This window comes from Roseivirga spongicola, assembly GCF_034376045.1.
GTDB classification, from domain to species: domain Bacteria; phylum Bacteroidota; class Bacteroidia; order Cytophagales; family Cyclobacteriaceae; genus Roseivirga; species Roseivirga spongicola.
In genome coordinates, this window is record NZ_CP139724.1 from 3292720 (window position 1) to 3315427 (window position 22708).

Here is a 22708-nt window from a genome sequence, read left to right on the forward strand (position 1 = left end):
ATCAAGTCTAGTGTCTAGAATCTAAGATTTACGCTAAACCAATCTATACTCCTTGCCAGGAAAAGGCTTGATCAACCCTTCAAACTCTAGCTGAAGTAGGATAGAGGCCAGCTGATTCAGTGGGGTCTCACTTTGCCAGCTGAGTTCATCAATCTGCATTTGCTGGCCATTTTTGAGAAGTATGTCAACTACTTTCTTTTGTTCTGTCGAAAGATGGTTGTAATCTTTCTCAATGACCTTTTTGTTGGAAGATTGATTCAAGTCCCAGTTCAAAGCTTCTTCAATGTCTCTAAAGCCAGTGTAGATTGAAGCTTTATAGTTTCGGATAAGCAGGTTGCAGCCTTCAGAGAAGCTTTTTCCAATTTCTCCAGGAACTGCAAAAACGGGTTTGTCGTAACTATGAGCAATATTAGCTGAGATCAGTGCACCGCCTTTGGCTGCCGCTTCAACTACAATTAAGGCATCTGAAAGACCTGCGATAATTCTATTTCTCGCAGGAAATAGTCGTGCATCAGCTTTAGTGCCTACAGGGTATTCGCTGATTAAGCCTCCATTATCTAACATTTTTTGGGCAATGCTTCTGTGTGCCGAAGGGTAAATAGTGTCTAAGCCACAGGCCAGAACACCGTAAGTTGGAATGTTCAGCTTCACGGCTGTTTCATGGCTTCTAACATCGATACCGTATGCCAAGCCTGATATAATAATGGGCTTAGATGATTGGCTGCTTGAAACTATGTCTTCCGTCTGATGAAGTCCGTATTTAGTGGCTTTTCTGGTGCCAACAATGCCAAGGGTTCTTTCTGTATTGAGTTCAACATTGCCTTTGGTGTAGAGAACAATTGGTGCATCTAGAATGGATTTAAGGCGCTGTGAGTAGGAGTCTTCTTTGTAGTAGTGAGTTTGGATGCCTAGCTTCTCAGACGCCTCAAGTACCTTATCTGCCTTAGCGAGCAACTGTTCTTCGCCAGAGATTAATTCAGCCAGTTTCTTCCCCAATCCATTCACCTTGGTGAGCTTCCCTTTGGTAGCCTTAAAGATGTTTTGTGGTGTCTCGAAATGATTGATTAGCTGCTTGGCCAGGACTGGGCCAATGCCAGGTATTAAGGAAAGCGCGACTTGATAGCGCTTGTCTTCACTCATGGAAGGTTGTTCTTCATCTCTACTAAAAACTCCCGAATACGTTTTAGTGATTGAACCATCTCAGCGGTATCGTCAATGCTGTCTTTACTCTCTTTGATATGGTCATAGGCTCCTTGTAAGGTGTAGCCTTTTTCCTTCACCAAGTGGTGGACTAGCTTGAGTTTTTTGAGATCGTCTTGTGTGTATTTACGGTTTCCTTTGGCGTTTTTTTTGGGACGAATAAAATCGAACTGTGTTTCCCAAAAACGAATTAAAGAGGTGGCCACACCAAGCTCTTTGGCAACTTCACCAATGGTGAAATATTTCTTGATTATGGGCTTCTCTTTGTACGGCATATCAACTAGTTACGAAGTTAATTAAAAGAGTTACTTGAAGTTATAATTCACTTAGGAATCTCTAAAAATTATTGATTGGCATATGAACCTAACGACTGGTTTTCAATAGTAGAAAGCCTTAAGATTTCTTCGTATTGTTCAGCATCCAAATCCATGTAAAAGTAGTTAACGGGGTTAACGGCTTTATTGTTAATATGGACTTCGTAGTGTACGTGAGGGGCGGTAGATTTTCCAGTATTGCCTACATATCCGATTATCTGACCACGCTTAACATTTTGACCAGCTTTAACAATGTATCTATTCATGTGGCCATAAACTGTTTGGAATCCAAAGCCATGATCTATCTTAACATGCTTGCCTAGTCCGGTGTAAGTAGTTCTTGCAACTGAGATTTTTCCATCGGCAGTAGCGTAGATAGGGGTGCCCTGTTCAGCCGAAAAGTCTACACCGTAGTGCATTCTCTTTACTTTCAGAACTGGGTCGGTACGCATGCCAAAACCAGAAGAGAACCTTCTTAAGTCTTCGTTAGAAACAGGCTGAATAGCTGGCATTGCAGCATAATACTCGTCTTTATTGCGAGCCAATTGCATAATTTCGTCATAAGACTTGGTCTGAATGTACATCTTCTTCTTCACTCTATCGAGTTTGTCTAATGTACCCACCACCAGGTCTTTATTAGATAGGTCGCTTTCTAATAAGTCTCTGTATTTCAATACACCACCAGAGCCAGCTTCACGTACTGTTTCAGGAATTGGTTCAGCTTCAAAAACTGTTCTGTAAACCTGATCGTCCTTTTCCTGAAGAACCTTTAGCATATCGTCCATGCTGGTAAGCTGGTTCTGCATTATGTCATAATACAGTTTCAACTCGTCATTCTCTTTCTTTAATGCAAGTTCTTTTGGGGAATCAAAATAGTTGGAGAGCACCACAATGATGCCGATGGCCAGAATGAGGGATAGTGAGAAAAATCCTAGCGCATTTATCACTACATCGCGTTTTTTGACCTTTACTCTTTCATATTTGCAGGTCTCAGTATCGTAGTAATATTTTATTTTTGACATTAAGAATCCTTTTTGAAATTCTCCTAATTTTGTGCCTTTGCACAGCTTTCAGGCTTCAGCAAAAGTAACAAATTTATTGTAACGCTAATCACATTTGAACAGTTCTCCAATGCAAGCCAAAGAGATAAGATCAAAGTTTATTTCATTCTTCGAAGAAAAAGGACATAAGTATGTTCCTTCTGCTCCGATGGTACTTAAAAACGACCCAACATTGATGTTTACCAATGCGGGTATGAACCAGTTTAAAGATCTGTTTCTGGGTAATGCCACAGCCGATTATACTAGGGCTGTCAATAGCCAAAAGTGTCTGAGAGTATCTGGTAAGCATAATGATTTGGAAGAGGTAGGTATAGATACTTACCACCATACTATGTTCGAAATGTTGGGTAACTGGTCGTTTGGAGATTACTTCAAAAAAGAGGCTATTCAATGGGCTTGGCAACTCCTGACAGAGGTTTATGGTCTTCCAAAAGACAAGCTATATGTAACTGTATTTGAGGGAGATGAATCGGAAGGTTTAAAGTTCGATCAGGAGGCTTATGACTTCTGGAAGGAATTTATAGATGAGTCTAGAATCCTCAATGGAAACAAGAAGGATAACTTCTGGGAAATGGGCGAAACTGGCCCTTGTGGTCCGTGTTCAGAGATTCATATAGACTTAAGATCTGATGAAGAAATTGCCAGCGTGCCAGGAAAAGACTTGGTCAATAATGATCATCCGCAAGTGGTGGAAATTTGGAACCTAGTTTTCATGCAGTTCGATAGAAAGGCTGATGGTAGATTGGAAAACCTGCCTGCACAACACATCGACACCGGAATGGGCTTCGAACGTTTGGCTATGGCTTTGCAGGGTAAAAAGTCGAATTACGATACTGATGTATTCACCCCATTGATCGATAAGATTGCTGGTGAAGCAGGAGTGAAGTATGGCGAGAAGGAAGAAACAGATATCGCTATTCGAGTGATTGTAGATCACATCAGGGCGATCTCTTTTGCTATTGCAGATGGAACCTTGCCATCGAACAATAAGGCTGGTTATGTGATTCGAAGAATCTTGCGAAGAGCAGTTAGATACGGCTATACTTTCCTCAATTTCGATAGTCCATTCCTTTACAAATTGGTCGATGTTCTCGCTGATCAATACAAGGGCTTCTTCGATGAGTTGGATAGCCAAAGAGAGTTAATCAGTAAAGTGATTAAGGAAGAAGAAACAGGCTTCTTAAGGACTCTGGATAACGGTTTAAAGCGATTAGAGCAAATAAAAGATAAATTAGCGTTTCAAAATGAAACAATTATCGAAGGCAGAGAAGTCTTCGAATTATACGATACTTATGGCTTTCCAGTAGACCTTACAGCCCTTATAGCTCGTGAAAATGGACTGACAATTGACGAAGCTGGTTTCAACTCAGCCATGGCTGAACAGAAGAACAGATCGAAGGCTGATGCTGCTTCGGAGAAGGGAGACTGGACGGAAATATTGACTGACTCTAAAGTAGAATTTGTTGGTTACGACCAAGAAACTGCCGAGTCTAGAATCATCAAGTACAGAGAGATCAAAGAAGCGAAAAGAACAGTCTACCAGATTGTACTCGACAAAACTCCTTTCTATGGCGAAAGCGGTGGTCAGGTAGGAGATACCGGTGTACTGAAAAGCGACTCTGAGACGCTAAAGGTTTTGGATACTCAGAAAGAAAATGATCTGATCGTTCATTTCACAGACAAACTGCCGAGCGATCCTTCGGCTACTTTTAAGGCTGAAATTAACTCGAATAGAAGATCATTAATCAAGTTCAATCACTCAGCAACTCACTTATTACATGCTGCCTTAAGAGAGGTTTTGGGTAACCATGTTCAGCAAAAAGGTTCATTGGTTTCTGATTCTATTTTAAGGTTTGACTTTTCACACTTCTCAAAAGTAGAGCCAGAGCAAATAGAGAAGATTGAGCAAATTGTGAATGCTCGCATTCGTGAGAACATTCAATTAGATGAAAAGAGATCAGTTCCGATAGATGAAGCTAAGTCATTGGGAGCTATGGCTTTATTTGGTGAAAAGTATGGCGATTTTGTTCGCGTGATCACTTTCAACCCTAAATATTCAGTAGAGCTTTGTGGTGGAACGCATGTGGGTGCTACAGGCAATATTGGTTTGTTCAAGATTGTTTCTGAAAGTGCTGTTGCGGCAGGTGTAAGAAGGATTGAAGCATTCACCGGCCCGAAAGCTTTTGAGTATGTACAAGAGCAAGAGAAGGAGTTGAAATCGGTAAAAGAGTTACTAAAGAACCCGAAAGACTTGACCAAAGCTATTACGGCCTTGATGGAAGAGCAGAAGAAGCTTACTAAAGAAATAGAAGGACTTCATGCTAAGCAATCTGGCCAAGTAAAAGATGATCTGAAGAAAGAAGTTGCAGAGGTTGGCGGTGTAAATACCTTAATTCAAAAAGTAGTTCTTCCTTCGGGAGATGCTTTAAAGAAACTGTCTTTTGAGCTTAAAAATGAGGTGAATAATCTGTTCGCTATTTTAGCTGCCGATATAGATGGTAAACCTCAAATTTCGGTGATTATAGATGAAGCTTTGGTGAAAGATAAAGGCTTAAATGCCGGTCAGATTGTTAGAGATTTAGCTAAGAACATCAAAGGAGGTGGCGGTGGTCAGCCATTCTTTGCTACGGCTGGAGGAAAGGACATTTCAGGTCTAGACAAAGTGGTGGAAGAAGCCCAAGAAATAACAGCCAGTTTTGCCTAATATACTCCAAAAATTAGAAGAAGCAGGCTATGAGGCCACTATTGGGCTGGAAATACACGTCCAGCTCAATACAGAATCTAAGATTTTCTCTTCCGATTCTAATGCTGAAACGGATGAGCCGAATACGTATGTTTCGGCCATTAGCTTGGGCCACCCTGGTACTTTGCCGGTGCTTAATGAAGCTGCGGTAGAAAAGGCTGTGCTAATGGGCCTAGCCTGTGGTAGTGATATTACCAGACACAACTATTTCGATAGAAAGAGTTACTTCTATCCAGACTTACCAAAAGGTTATCAAACCACTCAGGATAAGACTCCTATTTGTGTTGGAGGCAAGATTGAGTTGATAGGGAAAGAGCTTGCTCAAGAGGCTGTTAGTCTTCATCATATCCATTTAGAAGAAGATGCAGGAAAGTCTATTCATGACGATGGTTCTAGCACGATGATCGACCTGAACCGAGCTGGCACACCGCTGATTGAAATGGTGACCAACCCTAGCATTAAAGGCCCAGAAGAGGCCGCGGCATGTCTTCAAGAGATAAGAAGAATGGTGCGCTATTTAGGTATTGGTGATGCCAATATGGAGAAAGGTGAAATGCGTTGCGATACCAACATTTCAATCAAAAGGAAAGGAGATAGTGAGCTCGGGGCGAAGGTGGAGATTAAGAATATGAACTCCTTCAATAATGTTCGTAAGGCCGCTTATTATGAATTAGAAAGACAGCTAGACCTAATTTTGAAAGGTGAGGAGATTGCTGTAGAAACTAGAACCTTCAACCCCGATGAAGGTAAAACCTACGGTATGCGTTTTAAGGAAACTATGAACGATTATCGTTATTTTCCTTGTCCAGATCTGCCACCATTGCAATTAGAAGATTCTTTTATAGCTGCATTAAAGCCAAAGGCAGAAGTTCAGCCATCAGCATTCAGAATAAGATTTCAGCAAGAATATCAGCTGTCTGACTATGATGTTGCTATTCTAACCGAAGAAAAGGAAACCGCAGTATACTTCGATGCGTTGTGCCATCAGGTAAAGGAGCCTAAGTCTGCAGCTAACTGGTTAAATGGACCAATTAGAGCACTTCAGAACGAGGGAAATCAATCGTTATCTGAAATTGGGCTAACACCAGAAAGCCTATCCGAACTAATTAATCTGGTAGATAATGGCAAGGTAGTATATAAAACTGCTGTTCAGCAGTTGTTACCTGAGTTACTTAAGGGAGAAAAATCTGCGACTATCTTGGCAGAACAGATGAATCTGCTGGTAGAAAAAGACTCAGGAGAGCTTCAGTCTATAATTCAAGAGGTATTGATATCTTTACCAAAAGAGGTTGAAGCTTATAAAAAAGGTAAGAAGAAGTTGATTGGACTCTTTATGGGAGAGGTAATGAAGAAAACTCGAGGTAAAGCTACCCCAAAAGATGTTCAGCAAGAATTGAATAAAGCGTTAAGCAAATGATGAAGAAATTTTTAGCATTGACTTTAGTGGTTTTGCTTTCGGCTTGTGGCGGAAGCAACGATGGTCTAATTAAAATAACTGGTAAAATTGAGAACGCCATTCCGCAAGGAGAGGTGATTTTGGAGCGATTTGAGGTAGGACAAGGAGGACAAGTAAGGCCAGTGGAGACCGTTTATTCGGATCACAATGGAAACTTTGAGCTTGAAGTATCGGTAGATGGCCCTGGCTTTTACAGGCTAAATATTTACAACAAGCAATATGAAACGCTTATTCTGGCAGATAAGAACTTAAAAGTTGAAGCCAGTGGAGAAGAGGGGAATGATATTGAGGTAACTGGTTCTAAAGACATGGAAAATATGGCTAAGCTGTATGAGTATATGGATGCTTATCAAGTCAAGGTCCAAGAATTCAATCAACAGTATATTCAAGCCAGAAATGAAGGAAATACTGAACTTGTTGAAGAGCTAACCACCCAAGGTTTAGCTATGGAAGAAGGTAAAGTAAAGTTCTTAAAAGATATGGCTATGGACCTGGAAGGCTCCCTAGTGAGTTTACTCATTACCGATTATATTCCTAATAAAGCAGACGAGTATAAGTTCTTAGATTCTTTATCTGTTAAGCTTCAGAAGGAGATTCCTAATTCTTCAGATGTAGACTATTTCGTTAGCAATGTGGGTGTATTTAAACCTGCCGTAGCCATGGGCGATGTTGCACCTAATTTGGAGTTGCCCAACCCAGAGGGTGAAATGATGAGCCTTGAGTCTCTAAGAGGTAAATATGTGCTCCTAGATTTCTGGGCAGGCTGGTGCAGACCTTGCCGAATGGAAAACCCGAATGTGGTAAGAATGTACAACAAATACAATGACGATGGTTTTGAGGTATTTAGTGTGAGCCTTGATAGAACTAGAAATCAATGGGTAGATGCCATTGAGAAAGATGGTTTGGTGTGGCCTTACCACGTGTCTGACCTTAAATATTTTCAGTCCGAGGCAGCAGTCACCTATAAAATCAATGCCATTCCTTTCGCGCTTTTATTAGACCCAGAAGGAAGAGTTATCGGTAAGAACCTAAGAGGTAGAGCCCTTCAGGCGAAACTAGAAAGCATTTTTGGGGAATAACCGTTTTGAACAAAAAAATGAGCCCAACTAAAGCGGTTGGACTCTTTTAATGATAGAATTTTACTTCATTCAGAACTAAACCAGAGGCGGGAGCCACTAAACTTAGGTGATCTGGAAAGCCAGTTTTTAAGCTCGATTCTAAGTAGTCTAAATCGATTTCGTTTCTTCCCAGTCTGATTAGTTGTCCCATCATCATACGGATTTGGTTGCGCATAAAGCCTTTGCCCTGCACCACATAGGCATAAGATGGACTAGGAAAGAAGCTCGCTTGATGATATTCATTCCGAACAATCTCAGACTTTTCAATCAATCTGGTAGTAACTTTCTCTTGAGCTGGTTTTTTAGTGTAAGCTCTAAAGTCATGATTACCCTCAAAAACTTTTGCACCTTGCTTCATAAGCTCTAAGTCTAGCGTATCTAAAAAAGTGCTGATGAATGGAGAGGAGAATGGGTGGGCTTTTTGCCCAAATGAAAATAGATAGATGTATTCTTTCTGTTTCGGGGTGTTTATAATATTAAAGTGCCTATCTGTCTCTTCTATTTTAAGAACCTTAATATCAGGAGGGAGATTCTTGTTGAATAAAGCTGTAAACTCAGATATGTCTTCAATTGGTTCTTTTAGAAAGAGCTCGAAGGCCGCATGGTTAGCGGAAACCATCGCATCGGTTCTGCTTGCTCCTAAGGTTTTGAACCATTGTTGTCCCATCACAAAAGTGAGGGTTCGGTCTATCATATAATGTACGGTTTTTACGTTAGGCTGCTTGGCCCAGCCATGAAACCGATAGCCGAGGTATTGTATGTGCACTATATAGTAAAAGTTGGCCTTCATGGATGCAAAAACAAGAGGCAGTCTCAAATGCTACTACTTTCGTCATTCCCCAGCTTCACTAGGAATCTCATTTGGCCTACAAAGCCAGTATGGCAAGATTCCCTCCCTATTTATTGGAACGAAGTCGCGAATGACAGTTAGCTTTTGAAACAGCCTCGTTTCAATTATTTCAGCTCTTTAACTCGAATATTTCTAAAATGAACTTCATCTCCATGGTTCTGAAGACTAAAGGCTCCTTCTTTATACTTTGCGTAAGTATCCGAATTGGCCCATTTTCCAGCTGCTTTCTTAGCTAACCAATCCGCAGAACCTTCTTCAAACTCTAACACCTTTTCGCCATTTAACCAGTGCTCAACATGGCCATTGTTATAGATGATTTTCACCTGATTCCATTCCATATGAGGATTTGGCTTTTTTGATTCAGATGGGGCATGCATAGCATAGTTAGAGGCTACCATCTTGTATGGCTCCGTTTCAGATCTAGAGAATTCATCATCTAACACCTGATATTCAGGACCTGTTGTGTAGTCAGTTCCATATTCTTCAGATTCTACCACATGGTAGAAAATTCCACTGTTGCCACCTTTGGCAATTTTGTACTCTAGTTCAAATTCGAAATTACCATAAGTAGAAGTGGTAACTAGTGAGCCAATATCGAAGCCAACATTCTCTTCGCCAATACCGGCATTACAAGCAATAGCTCCATCTACAATTGACCAAGAATCAGACATGGTGTCTTGACCATAGGTTTTCCAGCCATTAAAAGTTTCACCATCGAATAAGCTTACCCATTCAGATGATTCTTCTGTAGTTTCAGTGGTTTCGGTGGCCGAATCTTTCTTTTCACCACCACAACTAACCAATACCAGCGCGCTCAATAAAAAATAAAATGCTTTCAATTTCATAGTTATAGGTTTTGCTCCAAGATAATGAATGAAGCTGTAAGTATGAACATCACTGAGAAAGGTTCGCTATTTCAGTTTAAATCAATACAGGTTAAGCCAGCGAATTAGGTAAAGCCATTGATTTGTAGGTGAATTCTAGGTGTACTGAGCTATAAATTATGAGTTTCAACGGGTAAGTGGTTCAATTTCAATCGTTTTCAGGATTTTTGAAAATAATATGAACCTATCTGCCGTCATAGTGTTTTATTAATGTTATGAGCTTCGCAGAAAAGAATACGCATCCAAAAGATAGTATCTTGTCTCATCCTACGGGCCTGTTTCTGGCCAAATGTTCCTTTAAAAGCTAAGGTGCTTTAGATATGAGTTTCGCTTCCCCGTGATTTATATACATCTCGGGTTGGAAACTATTGTCATGCAATCCAATCATTTTAATCATAAATAATCATGAAAGTATTAGTTATCGGGGCCGGTAATATGGGTCTCACGTATGCTAAATCAATAGCTAAGTCGGGCTATTTAGAAAGAGAAGACTTATTGGTGTACGATAAGTCTGCCGACTTAAGAGATGCACTGAAAAAAGCAGATGATGGCTTTGAAGTGGCGGACACCTTAGAAGAATCTTTGCCATTTGTAGACATCATTTTCTTGGCAGTTAAGCCTTATCACAATGATGGTTTAATGTCAGAAATGATAGAAATGATGGATGATCAGAAATTAGTGATCTCCATTATGGCGGGTGTTACCATCGAAACCATTCAGCAAGGTCTAGGAATCAAGAAGGTAGTGAGGGCAATGCCTAATTTGCCTGCGCAGGTGGGTAAGGGTATGACTTCTTACTTGGCCGCACCAGAGATTTCTAGAATTGAGTTATGGATGGTAGAAGATTTATTGAATTCTACAGGGAAATCGGTACGGGTTGATTCTCAAATGTTTATCGATGCCTCAACGGGTATTTCAGGCAGTGGGCCTGCCTACGTATTTTATTTTATGGAGTCTATGATGGAAGCCGCTAAAAGTATGGGCTTTTCAGATAATGACTCTAAGGTATTGGTTAGTTCGACTTTCGAAGGAGCCATTGAACTCTTCAATAAAAATAAGTTATCGCCTAATGGGTGGATGAAGAGAGTAGCCTCTAAAGGCGGAACTACTCAGGCAGCACTAGATTCTTTAGACGATAATAATGTAAAAGACTTGATTCACGATGCAGCTTATGCAGCCTTTAATAGGGCAGTAGAACTAGGTAAAGTGGAAGAACAAGAAGCAGTTGAAAAATAAGTTTTGGAAAGAACAGAAAAGAAAAGAGTCGTAATTAAGGTAGGTACTAATGTGCTTACCAATAAGGATAATAGAATTGTTAGACCTATCATCCATGAGATTGTAAAGCAAATTGCCGAGCTCTATGAGCAAGATATTATGGCAGTGCTTATTTCTTCAGGATCGGCAATAGCTGGTAAAGAAGTGCTTGGTAGCTGTAGTATAGAAGACAAGGCTACCAGAAGACAGGTTTTCTCATCGGTAGGTCAGCCTCGAATGATGAGGACTTACTACGAATTATTTCATGATTATGGGATGAAGTGTGCGCAGGTACTCGCTACCAAGCGCGACTTCAACCCTGGGATTTGGAGAGAGAATATGATCAATTGTTATGAAGGTCTATTGTCTGAAGGAGTCATTCCAATCGCCAATGAAGATGACGCCACATCGGTTTCGCATACCATGTTTACCGATAATGACGAGCTGGCTAGTCTAATTGCCGAACTAATTAATGCAGATATGCTCATTATGCTAACCGATACGGATGGTGTGTATAATGGGCATCCAGATGATGATCATACCCATATAATTAGAGAAGTAGATGTGGAAGATAACCTAGATCATTACATACAAAAAAGTGGCAAAGGAGAAGGAGAAGGTCGCGGAGGAATGCGATCTAAGTTGAGGATTGCCCAAGGTACTGCAGCAAAAGATATTACCACATTTATTGCCAACGGAAAGCGCGAAAGAGTGATCCTTGACATAGTTGAAGGTAAAACCGTTGGTACCAAGTTTACATCATAAAACATTAATAATGAATTTATTAAGTACAGATATAAAGAATAAAGTTTTAGATAAAGTAATAGAGCTCCTAGATGCTAGGAGATCGGAAATCATTGAGGCAAACCAGAAAGACCTCGATGCTTTTAACAAGGAAGATAGAGCCATGTATGACCGCCTTGTGGTGAATGATAAAAAGGTAGATGGCATGATTCAGGCTGTAAGAGAGGTCAGAAATCAAGATGATCCAGTAGGTAAGGTGATTTCAGAAATCAACAAAGACGATGGGTTGAAAATAGTCAATAAAACAGCTCCTTTTGGTACCATCATGATCATTTATGAGTCTAGGCCAGATGTAACTGTAGAAGCTGCTGTCTTAGCGTTTAAGGCCAATAACAAAATCTTGCTTAAGGGTGGAAAAGAAGCCATAAACTCAAATAAGGTATTGGTAGACGTTTGGCATCAAGCTTTAAAAGAGAATGATATTACTACCGATTATGTGAAGCTTCTGAAGCTTCAAAGAGCTGAAACCCAAGAATTCCTAAAGAATCCGACAGAACAGATTGATTTAATAGTGCCTAGAGGTGGAGAAAGACTAATCCAGTTTGTGAAGGAAAATGCGTCTTGCCCAGTCTTGGTTTCGGGTAGAGGAAATAACTTTATTTACGTAGACCACTCTGCAAATTGGGAACAGGCGATAAAGGTAATACTCAATGCTAAAACCGATAAAATATCGGCCTGTAATGCATTGGATAAGATTTTACTAGATAAGAGACTTCCAGATCTAGATAAGAAATTGCTTCACCTACAAAAAGCCTTACATGAATTTGAGGTTGAGCTTTTGGTAGATAAGCAGGTGAAGGAGATACTCAGCGATGAGGCTGAGATTGAGAATGAAGATACATGGTATGAAGAGTTTTTGGCACTCAAAGCATGCGTAGCGCTTGTGGGTGACGAAGTGGAGGCCATCGAGAAGATTAACAAATACTCTGGTGGTCACTCTTCAGCCATTATGACAACTGATTTAAGCAAAGCAGAGACCTTTATGGAGCAAGTAGATAGCGGAGCGGTGTATCATAATGCATCAACTCGCTTCACTGACGGTGGAGCCATGGGAGTAGGTGCAGAGCTGGCAATTAGTACAGACAAATTGCACCATAGAGGTCCTCTAGGGCTTGAACAATTAGTTACGAATAAGTACTATGTCTACGGACAAGGTCACGTAAGAGTCTAGGTATAGATAAAACCCGTCAGGGTGTATTTAAGGGATAGTGAGGTGATAGATGTCGTTACTCGATTTGAGCATATGACAGAGTCCCTTAGCTATCCTTTTTTATTGGTCACAATAGGAGTTAAAACTATGCACTTTAGTGCATTTCGCTTTAGATTCTAAAAATCACCCTGAAATTTACGATGCCCCGATAATGCTCGGGGTTTGATTGACGTAAATCTAATCTCGAAAGCTAACTGAACGTACATTTTCTGAGTCAGCCTTTCAAAGCGACTTTCAGTTGCTTCTAAAACTATGGTGCTTTGAGCCCATAGTGGTTTATTTAAATACTTTCTAAAACGGCTAGTAGTTTCTCTTTCTCACTATTCCAGAGGCTAGTTGAAGTGTCGCCTTGTGTGTAAAAGCTGGTGTTCTTCATCTTATTTAATAGCTCTTGGGCATTAAAATCTTGAGGGTTTACCTCAATTGCTGCGTTGAATTGCTCACAAAATTCAACCCAAGTAGGATTGTTCAACAGGAGTATTGGCAACTGATTAGCAGTATACTCAAACAGTCTGGTGAGAATTTTATCATCATTCATACCATTGTTAGGCTTCTTGAGAACAAAGCCAAAGTCTGCCTTTTGTATGGCTTCTACTATTTCAGAGTGAGGAACCAAGTGATCTCCACCATTCAATTCAATAAAATCGTATGGCTCTATTTCTTTTTTCAACCGTATCAAGTCTCGCTTAAGAGCGCAATATCCAACAATCCTCAGCCTTATTTTCGAATTGCATAGGTGAAGCGATTTAGTGATATCTATAGCATCAAATACACCATTAGACTCGGAGATGGTTCCCGTATATAAGAGGTCGATATAAGAGGGGTCGGGGCTTCTGTATGCGGTAGATTCTTCGGCTTGCGGTGCATACTTATTTTCAATCACTACACTTTTCTTCGAAAGAAAGGGGAGTTGCTTTTGGTAGACTCTTTCGGCTAAAAAATAATGGTCTATAAAAGGTTTCGAAAGCCATTCTTTAAACCTAACCCATAAAGATAATGGTAGTCTAAGTGGCCATGGGAAAACGTTGGTTTCACGTATGTTCTTAACGTAGTTTTCTCTAATATCATAGATGAATTTGCCACCAAATAATATTTTGTATAGAGAGGTAACTATCAGTAATTCATGTGTATTGACTATAGTTACTTCAGGTTTTACTTTAATTAGTTTTCTGAAGGTCCTCCAGGGTTGAATCAACCGTTGGAAAGACATTCTTTCAAAGGGTAAGGACGGGTGAAAGGTAATACCTTTTGCCGATCTGACATTTTTTGAATCAAAGCCTATGATATTAATATCATATTTATTTGTTTCAGCCATCGAAAGGCCGAATTTCTCAAACATCCGAGTGTCATCAATTGGCTTAAGCAGCGAGGCTACGACTACTTTGGTCTTTTTCATCAATAGAATTAAAGATAAAATTTTCTACGTTATAAATGGAACTAAAGGACATTATTGAAAGAGCATGGGACGATCGTTCTCTACTGAATGATAAGGAAGTAGTGCTAGCGATTAAAACCATAATTGAAGACTTAGACCATGGAGATAGAAGGGTGGCTACACCTACTCCAGAAGGTTGGGTGGTGAACGAATGGATTAAAAAGGCCGTGATTCTTTATTTCCCAATTCAAAAAATGCAAACTATTGAGGTTGGTCCATTTGAGTTTCATGATAAAATGAAGCTTAAGACCGGCTATGCCCAAAAGGGAGTAAGAGTTGTTCCTCATGCTATAGCAAGGTATGGTTCTTACGTTAGCAAAGGTGTAATTATGATGCCTTCTTATGTAAATATTGGCGCTTATGTAGACGAGGGAACCATGGTAGACACTTGGGCTACTGTTGGTAGCTGTGCCCAGATAGGGAAAAACGTACACCTAAGTGGTGGCGTTGGCATAGGCGGAGTACTTGAACCTCTACAGGCAGCTCCGGTGATTGTAGAAGACAATGCTTTTATCGGCTCTAGATGTATTGTGGTTGAAGGCGTGAGAATTGGTAAAGAAGCTGTTTTGGGCGCCAATGTAACTTTAACAGGTAGTACAAAAATAATTGATGTAACTGGTTCTGAACCAGTTGAATACAAAGGTTATGTGCCAGAAAGATCTGTAGTTATTCCAGGGTCTTATACTAAGAAATTCCCTGCTGGTGAATTTCAGGTACCAACGGCTCTGATTATTGGAAAAAGAAAAGAAAGCACAGATAAGAAGACATCATTGAACGATGCACTTCGTGAAAATGATGTAGCAGTCTAAGATTGACTGACTATTTCCCACTTTGGGAGCTTTTTAAATCCTTAGATATTGGTAAGTCACTGTTATACAGTGACTTATTTTTTTGGTCTTTGGTTTGGGTATATAAGGATAGTTGTTTGAGTTTTTGACATTGGGTGACGGGGCAAAATCCCGTTTAGGGGTAGATCTTTCACCCTACCTGAGGAAAGGGGCCTAGTGCCCCTTTTTCTTTTTTAAAGAATGTTAAAAGCCTACCTTTGCAGCTCATTTTTCGTAGGAACAAAAACGATGAAGAAAATAGGCCTAATTTTAATGATTTTAACGGTTGTTGCGCTATCGGCATGTAATAAAAGCGTAACCCGAGAAGCCGATGCTTTATACAAGCAGGGTAAATACAAAGAAGCGATAGCCGCTTATGATGAGTACCTAACTACCAAGCCAAAAGACTTGAAATCGCTATATAATAGAGGTAGGGCTCATGAGGAAGTTGGAAACCTAAGTCAGGCAAAAGAAGACTTTGAAAGTGTTCTTAAGCTTGATGCCGACAATCTGAATGCGAATTTAAGCATGGGTAAGTACTGGTACAACCAAAAGGATTTTACCAAAGCTATTTATTATTTCGATAAGGTGTTGGAAGTTGATGGTAGGGTTTCAACGGCTTACCTGCTAAAGGGGAGGTCACTTCATCAGCAAGGGGAGTTTCCTAAGGCTAAGGAAAACTACGATCAAGCAATTAACTTCGATAATAAAAACCCAGAAGCATTTCTATACAGAGGTGCTCTTAAGATAGCACTCAACCAAACTAGAGGTGCTTGTAATGACTTTAATAGAGCTAAAGCCTTAGGTGCTTCTGAGGCGAATGATGCACTAGCTAAGTATTGTAAGTAGTTTAGCTAAGTAGAAGATATAAAAAAGGCCTTGAGGATTTCCTCAAGGCCTTTTTTGTGAGTTTTAACTGATTATTCATTACCATCAGGCACGTCCATATCAACGTTGCTGCGGTAGTCTCCTAGCAGGTGCTCTGCAAAGAAATACCACATCATTTGCTCATAGTAATCTCTTAATCTGCCATAGCCGTGTCTTGAGCCAGGAATTGGCATGTAGTCGAATCTTTTACCTGCCTTCATCAATTCGCTAGCAACGCGGATTGAGTTGCCTGGGTGCACATTATTGTCACGAGTACCGTGAGTTAGCAATAAATGACCTTTCAAGTTTTTAGCTAAATCAGGATTAGTCTTGATCTTGGCATTCCAAGTGGTTTCAACGGTCTCATTTCCGTCTTTATCCTTTTTCTTCTTCTCCACCATTTTCACACCATTGTGGGTTTCACTCCACCATTTGTTGTAGATGTTGTTATCGTGGTTACCAGCTGAAGATGCAGCTGCAGTGTAGAAGTTAGGGTAGGTAAGTAGGGCAGCAGTAGACATAAAGCCACCACCAGAGTGACCGAAAATACCTACGTTATCAAGGTCAATCCAGCCATGTCTTTCAGCCAATTGCTCCAATGAACGCTTATCATCAGCCAGTGCATAGTCTCTCAAGTTCTCATAACCGAACGTGTGGTAATACTTGTCTCTCATTGGGCTACCACCTCTGTGACCCATAGAAACAACTATAAAGCCTAACTGAGCCATAGCCACGTTGTAACCACCAGTAATAGAGAAGTCATTACCGAAAGACTCAACCTGCGGACCTGGGTATACATAAGAGATAACAGGATATTTTCTTGTTGAATCAAAATCGAATGGCTTATACATTACGCCATAAAGGTCTGTAATGCCGTCATCGGCTTTTACTTTAAAGCGCTCTGGCATTTGGAAACCAGCTTGGTTCAATAAAGTCATATCAGCCTCTTCTAATTTCATAATCACGTTGCCTTCATTGTCTTTCAGATAAGATTGAGGCACTACATCTGGGGCAGAGAAGTTATCTACATAGTATTTAGCAGACTCAGACATGCTCATGAAATGATTTGCTGGTTCGGTACTCAAAGCTTTGAAGCCAGAACCATCGAAGTTAGCCTTATACATTAATGCGTAGTAAGGATCTACATTGTCCTCACGGCCTCTTGCTTCGAAGTAAACTTTACGTCCAACCGTATCGATTTGCTGAATTTGACCGGTAACAAAGTGGCCTCCGTTAGTGATTTTGTTCTTTAAGGCACCAGTATTACCATCATATAGATAAAGTTGTCCCCAGCCAGTTCTTTCAGACCACCAGATCAGCTCTTCGCCTTCATTTAGAATAGCTAATTGTTGGTAGCTCCAGTTGAAGTAAGGGTGATTTACATCGGTAAATAGCGTTTTAACTTCTCCCGTAGCTGTATTTACTCTACAAACATCAAGAGAGTCTGACGTTCTGTTCATTCTGGTAAAGAACATTTTATCAGAGCTGTCGCCAGCTAGGTAAGGGCTGATGGTTTGGTCTTTATATTTTGCAATATCTAGAATGGTTCGCTCTCTGCTTTCCACATCAAAAAGCTCTAATTGCTCTTGTGGAACCTCTTGCTCACCTGGCATTGCATATTTGTAAATTTCAATCTCAGGTCTAGGGTTGGCCAACTCATCGATCACGAAAAGTTCTCCTACTTTTCTCGAATCAGAACGGTTAACGAACATTTTGCTTTCGTCTTCGAACCATCTGGCTCTTGCTCTAGATCGCTCATCAGAAGTAGTGTCACCCTGATTCCAAGCATAGCTGAACCATCTCTCGCCATCTTCAGTCAACTGAATTTCTGTAGAATCAGGATCATCAGCCTTCATCAAATATAGGTTATGGTTCTTAGCGAATGAGATGTAGGTAGAATCTGGCGAATAAGTAGCCCAATTATTACGTTTTTCGGCCTTTTCAGTAGAATCTCCTTTGGTAATCACTTTTGAATTTAAGTCGAAGTGATAGTCAATACTATCTACCATGAAAGTCAAGGTTCTGTTATCTTCTTCAAGCTCTAGAGCTTTTAAGTCTAGATCGTTGAAGTTCCACGGCTTTCTCGTTAGCTCACTCAATTGGGCAGCAAAATCCTTATTGTCGAACATCAAAGTCCTAGTCTTTTTTGCCGGATCTACAATGTAAAAGTTCTTACCACTGGTAGTGGTGTAGGTATACCAGAATTTATCGCTGTCTTCGAACCACCTTGGGCTCACTCTGGTGCTTTTCAACATCTTGCGGATGTTACTCGATTTGAATTTTTCTGCCGCTTTAAAGTCGGCCTTGTGCTCTTGAGAGAAACCCAGAGAACAAGTCGCTAGAAGCAGAATCAACAAGTAGAATTTTCTCATAGTTGTTTAGTTTGGACTCAATAATATAGGCTTTATTGATTTATTAAAACAGCATATCATTTGAGTGGTAGATGATTTATAATGAGTTGAAAAAGAAAAGCCCTTCGCGGTGCAAAGGGCTTCAATTGATTAAGTCTTTTTTATAGCTTGATAGGAAGCTCTACAATTGTGTTCTGCCAGCCTACAACCATGTGTGCTCCGCCAGATACTTCTTTAAACATAATTGAGAATACTTCAATTGGCTCTTCTGAGCTTTTCACAACCGATGTTTTTGTACGTGCTACAAACTGATCTTCTTTGGTTGTGTAATTTCCCCAAGTGTTAAGTTTTGAGCTAAGGATGAATTCCCACTCTTTTTCGCCAGGAATAGCAAAAATAGCATAAGTACCAGCCGATACTTTTTGATCACCGAAAGTTACATCTTCGTAGAAAGTAATCTCTGGAGCTTCATTAGCACCTAGTCTCCAAACTTCTCCGAAAGGAGCAGCTTCACCACCGAGCATTTTTCTACCTTTTAATTGAGGTCTGCTGTAGTAGATTTTGATTTTTAGATCTCTTACATCTCTTTGGAATACTTCGTCTAATGGCTGCCCATCAGGGAAATAAGAGGCATCCATAGGGCTAGCGTCTAGGCCTGGAAATTCTTGTGCGCTAAGACCAAAAGCGCTAAAAAAGCAAATGAGTAGGATTAGTTTTTTCATGGTTTTATTAATGTTTGAACGATTGACTAACTATGGGTCAGTTGTTATGGTTTGAATTTACTCAATAGAAAAAGATGTAGGAGATAATAATTGCTGCAACCACACCCGCAAAGTCGGCTGCAAGACCAGCGCCAGCGGCATATCTTGAATTCTTTATTTTCACTGCCCCAAAGTAGACTGCCAAAACATAGAAGGTTGTCTCTGTAGAGCCTTGAAGCACTGAGGCTACTTTTCCTGCAAAAGAATCTACTCCTAAAGCTGGGTTGGCGTATACATCTAACATGGCCGCTCTAGCTCCAGAACCACTCAATGGTTTCATCCATGCCACAGGTAGAGCTTCTACAAAGTCGGTATTCATTCCAATGGCTTCAAAAAACCACCTGAAACCATCATTAATATAGTCCAGTGCACCAGAAGTTCTGAAAACTCCAATCGCCACCAGAATAGCTACCAGATAGGGGATAATCTTTATCGCAACATTGAAACCATCTTTTCCTCCTTCAATTAAGGCTTCATAAACATTGACTTTGTTTTTCACTCCCATAAGAATGAAAAGCATTACTATGCCTAACAGAATGATCGAGGCCAATACATTAGAGATTACGGTAACTTGCTCCTGAGGAATTGAGCTGAAATAGACTAAAGCAGCTACAATGATTATGGTTAATGTGCCCAAATAGGCTAACACCACTTTATTCAACAAGTTGATTTTCTGAATGATAGAGACAGTGATCAAACCTGCTAAGGTTGAAAAATAGGTCGAAAGTAGGATAGGAATGAAAATATCGGCTGGGTTTGCTGCTCCGTTAGAAGCCCGATAAGCCATAATGGAAACAGGAATCAATGTTAATCCACTAGTATTCAGAACCAGAAACATAATCTGCGCATTTGTGGCAGTTTTCTTATCTGGGTTCAGTTCTTGAAGGCCCTCCATGGTTTTAAGTCCCATAGGAGTAGCGGCATTATCCAAGCCGAGAAAGTTCATGGAGAAGTTCATCAGCATTGGTCCAAACACTGGGTGGTTTTTAGGAACTTCCGGAAATATGCGCGTGAATAACGGGCTGATAGCTTTTGACATGATGGCTACCACGCCACCTTTTTCACCAATCTTCATAATACCCATCCAAAGCGTTAGGGCTCCTGTCAATCCTATGGAAATCTCAAAGCCAAGCTTGGCAGTATCAAAAGTGCTTTGGAGTATGGCAGGAAAAACTTCAACATCGCCAAAGAATATCAGCTTCACTAAAGCCACAATAAAGGCAATAACAAAGAAAGCGATCCAGATATAATTAAGCGCCATAAGGGATTTAACTAAATAAGTTTAAAAGATGTACTGCAGCTAATCCAGCGGTTTCAGTTCGTAACCTGCTTTCTCCCAAACTCACTTTTTGAAAACCACTTTCTAAGGCGAAATCTAGCTCAGATGGGTCGAAATCCCCTTCTGGGCCAATGAGGATAATGGAGTGCTGTTCTGTTTTGAGACAATCTTTTAAATGAACAGGATTGTCAAAATCTACATAAGCAATGAACTTCTCTGCCGTTTCGCAACTCGAAATGAACTGCTTCAACTTCATCATCTCATCTATTTGAGGGAGTGTGGCTTTCAGGGATTGTTTCATGGCACTAACTGCTTTTTTTACCAAGCGTTCAGTCTTTAAAACTGTTCTTTCTGAGTTTTGGCAGAGCACAAAAGAGATTCTATCGACTCCCATTTCAACGGCCTTTTCAACCAACCATTCCGTTCTATCTAGGTTCTTGGTTGGAGCTATTGCTAAATGTCTGAAACCATTCCTTTTGGGTTCTTCTTTGGTGGAGACTATCTCAAATTCACACTTACGAAAGTCTGCTTTTCGGATCTCAGCAGTATAGAACTTCCCATGCCCATCAACCAAGTCGATAGCATCGCCTTCCTTTCTTCTCAATACTTTGATGGCATGTCTAGACTCTTCTGAGTCGAGGGTATTGATACCATTTATAAGTTCGGGCTGATAAAAGAGCTGCATAGCTTATTGCGAAAATAGAAAGAGTATTTCGCTAATCAACTATATTCGCTGCAATGCCCCACCAGAAATTCTTCAGTGATTCAAAATACCGTTGGTTCGGACTGGCAGCTAATTTAGTATTGCTAGTTACATGGTACTTGGCCAATGACGGTCTGGCTTTTTGGGATGACTTCAGTTATCTGAATTTAGCAAACACTATCAATGAAGGGAGTTTTACCATTACCAATAATCATTTCACCAGTAGGGTAGCTTTGCTTTATCCCGTTGCTTGGATTATTGAACAACTAGGTATTAACCAGTTCAGTATTACGGTATTTCCATTGATTTGTGGCCTTATTACTCTGAATGTGTTGCTTTGGCTCGGAAATTTATACCATCACTGGTTGGGCGTTTTTGCTGCTACCTTTTTTGTCTGCGATTATCATGTAATCACCTTTGTGACACATCTTTTCCCCGAAATGCCAATGACCTTATATACTTTGGCTGCTTTAGTAGCTTATGATCGGGTGAATAGAAAGGAGGGAGATCATAGACTTTGGGCCTTGGTTTTGAGCACCTCCATTTTCTTGGGTATCCTTACCAAGATGACGGTTATAGTTCTCGGACCACTCTTTGTCTATCTATTTGTCAATGACTATTGGTTGAAGAGAACCAACAGAAGCTTTTGGATGATCAGTGTGGTGTTGCTACTCTTTTTTGTGTTGGCTAATGGCTTTTGGTACCAAGAAGTTTACGGTGATTTCTTTTACCGTTTTAGCAACATTTCCGATAACCACGAGGCTACTTCTAAAACCTTTTTCGATAAGAGTGCTCTCACCATACTCAAGCGTTTGACTTATTTGCCATTGCTTGGCTTTATGCGTGGCGGCTTTTTCATTCCATTACTTTTCGCCCTCCCCGCATTAATCACACTCAAGAAGTCTGACTGGAAAGTTGAAGATCCTGACAAGCTTTGGCCAGTTGCAACAGTGTTCATTCTGGGCACTTGGTGGTTTATGAGCACCAATTGGAAGTATTACAGCCCAATGCCGGTAGATACTCGGCATATCACTTTGCTGATTCCTGTAATGTTGGTAGCAGGGGGGATGTACTGGACTAAAACACATCTACTATCTGCAATCAGGTATTCCAGTGCAAAGTATTTACTAGCAGTGTTATTGGTTATTCCGATTTACAAGATTGCCACAGCGGATGACAGAAACTTTAAAGGGGTGGAAGTGATTTTTAATGATGTGTTAACTCCAGAAAGTGTAGGAGCTACGGTTTTCACAGACGGTCTTATCTCATACGGATATCCTTATTTTTATGAACTGAAGTCAGTAAACTTAAACTTCGTTTGGTTCTCAGAAATGAACGGTTCGCAGCCAGAGAATGGAGATTATCTCTTGCTAAACCCTGCTTACTTTAACGACCGATATAATGACGTTGAAAACCTCGAAAGGTTTAAGAGTCAAGTTGAAGATTTAGGGTTGAAATTGGAGCCTATTTCTAGAGGAGAAGTTCAGCTCTTCAGGTTGGTGAAATAAAAAGAGGCTATTTCAAAAGCTAACTATCATTTCCGACTGCTTCCCCACATGTGGGGAGGAAATCTCCTCAAAGTGCTGCTAAG

Annotated in this window: 19 protein-coding genes; 9 read left to right on the top strand and 10 right to left on the bottom strand. The window is 40.4% G+C overall.

Going from position 1 to position 22708, the window contains the following annotated elements:
- Positions 1-33: 33 nt before the first annotated feature.
- The 3 genes from dprA to T7867_RS14780 form a co-directional block, all read right to left on the bottom strand.
- Positions 34-1140 (bottom strand): DNA-processing protein DprA, encoded by a 1107-nt coding sequence (dprA, locus tag T7867_RS14770; RefSeq protein WP_322299492.1) that lies wholly within the window; start codon positions 1138-1140, stop codon positions 34-36.
- Positions 1137-1475 (bottom strand): MerR family transcriptional regulator, encoded by a 339-nt coding sequence (locus T7867_RS14775; RefSeq protein WP_068222790.1) that lies wholly within the window; start codon positions 1473-1475, stop codon positions 1137-1139. Before T7867_RS14775 ends, dprA begins: the two co-directional genes overlap by 4 nt.
- 68 nt (positions 1476-1543) lie before the next feature.
- A complete protein-coding gene (locus T7867_RS14780; protein WP_322299493.1) occupies positions 1544-2536 on the bottom strand; it encodes a M23 family metallopeptidase in 993 nt (330 codons plus the stop codon).
- A 109-nt stretch (positions 2537-2645) separates the two neighbouring features.
- On the opposite strand from T7867_RS14780, the gene alaS reads away from it, so the two are divergent.
- The 3 genes from alaS to T7867_RS14795 are packed head-to-tail and all read left to right on the top strand — an operon-like array spanning position 2646 to position 7853.
- Positions 2646-5279, top strand: coding sequence for an alanine--tRNA ligase (alaS, locus tag T7867_RS14785; RefSeq protein ID WP_322299494.1), 2634 nt, complete (start codon positions 2646-2648; stop codon positions 5277-5279).
- Positions 5272-6735, top strand: a complete 1464-nt coding sequence (gene gatB / locus T7867_RS14790; RefSeq protein WP_322299495.1) for an Asp-tRNA(Asn)/Glu-tRNA(Gln) amidotransferase subunit GatB — start codon at positions 5272-5274, stop codon at positions 6733-6735. The genes alaS and gatB overlap by 8 nt, the downstream gene beginning before the upstream one ends.
- Entirely contained in the window at positions 6732-7853 is a 1122-nt protein-coding gene (locus T7867_RS14795; protein WP_322299496.1) for a TlpA disulfide reductase family protein, read from the top strand. Before gatB ends, T7867_RS14795 begins: the two co-directional genes overlap by 4 nt.
- Positions 7854-7899: 46 nt before the next feature.
- Here the strand turns inward: T7867_RS14795 and T7867_RS14800 are convergent, their stop codons facing one another.
- Complete coding sequence (locus T7867_RS14800; protein WP_322299497.1) at positions 7900-8682, bottom strand: tRNA pseudouridine synthase A; 783 nt, start codon at positions 8680-8682, stop codon at positions 7900-7902.
- Between the two features lie 164 nt (positions 8683-8846).
- Positions 8847-9587, bottom strand: a complete 741-nt coding sequence (locus T7867_RS14805; RefSeq protein WP_322299498.1) for a 3-keto-disaccharide hydrolase — start codon at positions 9585-9587, stop codon at positions 8847-8849.
- A 444-nt stretch (positions 9588-10031) separates the two neighbouring features.
- Between T7867_RS14805 and proC the strand changes: the two genes are divergently transcribed.
- From proC to T7867_RS14820, 3 genes are read left to right on the top strand one after another with little or no spacing between them, the layout of a single operon-like run.
- A complete protein-coding gene (gene proC / locus T7867_RS14810) occupies positions 10032-10862 on the top strand; it encodes a pyrroline-5-carboxylate reductase (protein ID WP_068222746.1) in 831 nt (276 codons plus the stop codon).
- Positions 10863-10865: 3 nt separating this feature from the next.
- Positions 10866-11645, top strand: a complete 780-nt coding sequence (proB, locus tag T7867_RS14815; protein ID WP_068222745.1) for a glutamate 5-kinase — start codon at positions 10866-10868, stop codon at positions 11643-11645.
- Between the two features lie 10 nt (positions 11646-11655).
- Positions 11656-12855, top strand: coding sequence for a glutamate-5-semialdehyde dehydrogenase (locus T7867_RS14820; RefSeq protein ID WP_322299499.1), 1200 nt, complete (start codon positions 11656-11658; stop codon positions 12853-12855).
- 319 nt (positions 12856-13174) lie between these two features.
- Here the strand turns inward: T7867_RS14820 and T7867_RS14825 are convergent, their stop codons facing one another.
- A complete protein-coding gene (locus T7867_RS14825) occupies positions 13175-14290 on the bottom strand; it encodes a glycosyltransferase family protein (protein ID WP_068222742.1) in 1116 nt (371 codons plus the stop codon).
- A gap of 35 nt (positions 14291-14325) precedes the next feature.
- Here T7867_RS14825 and T7867_RS14830 point away from each other — a divergent pair, with 35 nt between their 5' ends.
- The gene (locus tag T7867_RS14830; RefSeq protein WP_068222739.1) at positions 14326-15138 is read left to right on the top strand and encodes a 2,3,4,5-tetrahydropyridine-2,6-dicarboxylate N-succinyltransferase; all 813 of its coding nucleotides are present in this window, start codon (positions 14326-14328) and stop codon (positions 15136-15138) included.
- Positions 15139-15405: 267 nt separating this feature from the next.
- Positions 15406-16005 (top strand): tetratricopeptide repeat protein, encoded by a 600-nt coding sequence (locus T7867_RS14835; protein ID WP_068222736.1) that lies wholly within the window; start codon positions 15406-15408, stop codon positions 16003-16005.
- Positions 16006-16076: 71 nt separating this feature from the next.
- Here T7867_RS14835 and T7867_RS14840 read toward each other — a convergent pair whose 3' ends face one another.
- The 4 genes from T7867_RS14840 to T7867_RS14855 all read right to left on the bottom strand — a co-directional run bounded on the left by T7867_RS14840 (position 16077) and on the right by T7867_RS14855 (position 21099).
- Positions 16077-18395 (bottom strand): S9 family peptidase, encoded by a 2319-nt coding sequence (locus T7867_RS14840; RefSeq protein WP_068222734.1) that lies wholly within the window; start codon positions 18393-18395, stop codon positions 16077-16079.
- A 140-nt stretch (positions 18396-18535) separates the two neighbouring features.
- Positions 18536-19096 (bottom strand): DUF2911 domain-containing protein, encoded by a 561-nt coding sequence (locus tag T7867_RS14845; protein ID WP_068222732.1) that lies wholly within the window; start codon positions 19094-19096, stop codon positions 18536-18538.
- A gap of 61 nt (positions 19097-19157) precedes the next feature.
- Positions 19158-20396: a nucleoside recognition domain-containing protein gene (locus tag T7867_RS14850; RefSeq protein WP_068222728.1), complete on the bottom strand. Its 1239-nt coding sequence runs from the start codon at positions 20394-20396 to the stop codon at positions 19158-19160.
- 7 nt (positions 20397-20403) lie between these two features.
- Positions 20404-21099 carry a 16S rRNA (uracil(1498)-N(3))-methyltransferase gene (locus T7867_RS14855; protein WP_068222725.1) on the bottom strand — a complete coding sequence of 232 codons (696 nt, stop codon included), beginning with the start codon at positions 21097-21099 and terminating at the stop codon, positions 20404-20406.
- Between the two features lie 53 nt (positions 21100-21152).
- Between T7867_RS14855 and T7867_RS14860 the strand changes: the two genes are divergently transcribed.
- The gene (locus T7867_RS14860; protein ID WP_068222722.1) at positions 21153-22625 is read left to right on the top strand and encodes an ArnT family glycosyltransferase; all 1473 of its coding nucleotides are present in this window, start codon (positions 21153-21155) and stop codon (positions 22623-22625) included.
- Positions 22626-22708: the final 83 nt, after the last annotated feature.

Coding starts and splice junctions, on each gene's coding strand:
- dprA (WP_322299492.1), bottom strand. CDS start 1,140: ATGAGTGAAGACAAGCGCTATCAAGTCGCGCTTTCCTTAATACCTGGC.
- T7867_RS14775 (WP_068222790.1), bottom strand. CDS start 1,475: ATGCCGTACAAAGAGAAGCCCATAATCAAGAAATATTTCACCATTGGT.
- T7867_RS14780 (WP_322299493.1), bottom strand. CDS start 2,536: ATGTCAAAAATAAAATATTACTACGATACTGAGACCTGCAAATATGAA.
- alaS (WP_322299494.1), top strand. CDS start 2,646: ATGCAAGCCAAAGAGATAAGATCAAAGTTTATTTCATTCTTCGAAGAA.
- T7867_RS14795 (WP_322299496.1), top strand. CDS start 6,732: ATGATGAAGAAATTTTTAGCATTGACTTTAGTGGTTTTGCTTTCGGCT.
- T7867_RS14800 (WP_322299497.1), bottom strand. CDS start 8,682: ATGAAGGCCAACTTTTACTATATAGTGCACATACAATACCTCGGCTAT.
- T7867_RS14805 (WP_322299498.1), bottom strand. CDS start 9,587: ATGAAATTGAAAGCATTTTATTTTTTATTGAGCGCGCTGGTATTGGTT.
- proC (WP_068222746.1), top strand. CDS start 10,032: ATGAAAGTATTAGTTATCGGGGCCGGTAATATGGGTCTCACGTATGCT.
- T7867_RS14820 (WP_322299499.1), top strand. CDS start 11,656: ATGAATTTATTAAGTACAGATATAAAGAATAAAGTTTTAGATAAAGTA.
- T7867_RS14825 (WP_068222742.1), bottom strand. CDS start 14,290: ATGAAAAAGACCAAAGTAGTCGTAGCCTCGCTGCTTAAGCCAATTGAT.
- T7867_RS14830 (WP_068222739.1), top strand. CDS start 14,326: ATGGAACTAAAGGACATTATTGAAAGAGCATGGGACGATCGTTCTCTA.
- T7867_RS14835 (WP_068222736.1), top strand. CDS start 15,406: ATGAAGAAAATAGGCCTAATTTTAATGATTTTAACGGTTGTTGCGCTA.
- T7867_RS14840 (WP_068222734.1), bottom strand. CDS start 18,395: ATGAGAAAATTCTACTTGTTGATTCTGCTTCTAGCGACTTGTTCTCTG.
- T7867_RS14845 (WP_068222732.1), bottom strand. CDS start 19,096: ATGAAAAAACTAATCCTACTCATTTGCTTTTTTAGCGCTTTTGGTCTT.
- T7867_RS14850 (WP_068222728.1), bottom strand. CDS start 20,396: ATGGCGCTTAATTATATCTGGATCGCTTTCTTTGTTATTGCCTTTATT.
- T7867_RS14855 (WP_068222725.1), bottom strand. CDS start 21,099: ATGCAGCTCTTTTATCAGCCCGAACTTATAAATGGTATCAATACCCTC.
- T7867_RS14860 (WP_068222722.1), top strand. CDS start 21,153: ATGCCCCACCAGAAATTCTTCAGTGATTCAAAATACCGTTGGTTCGGA.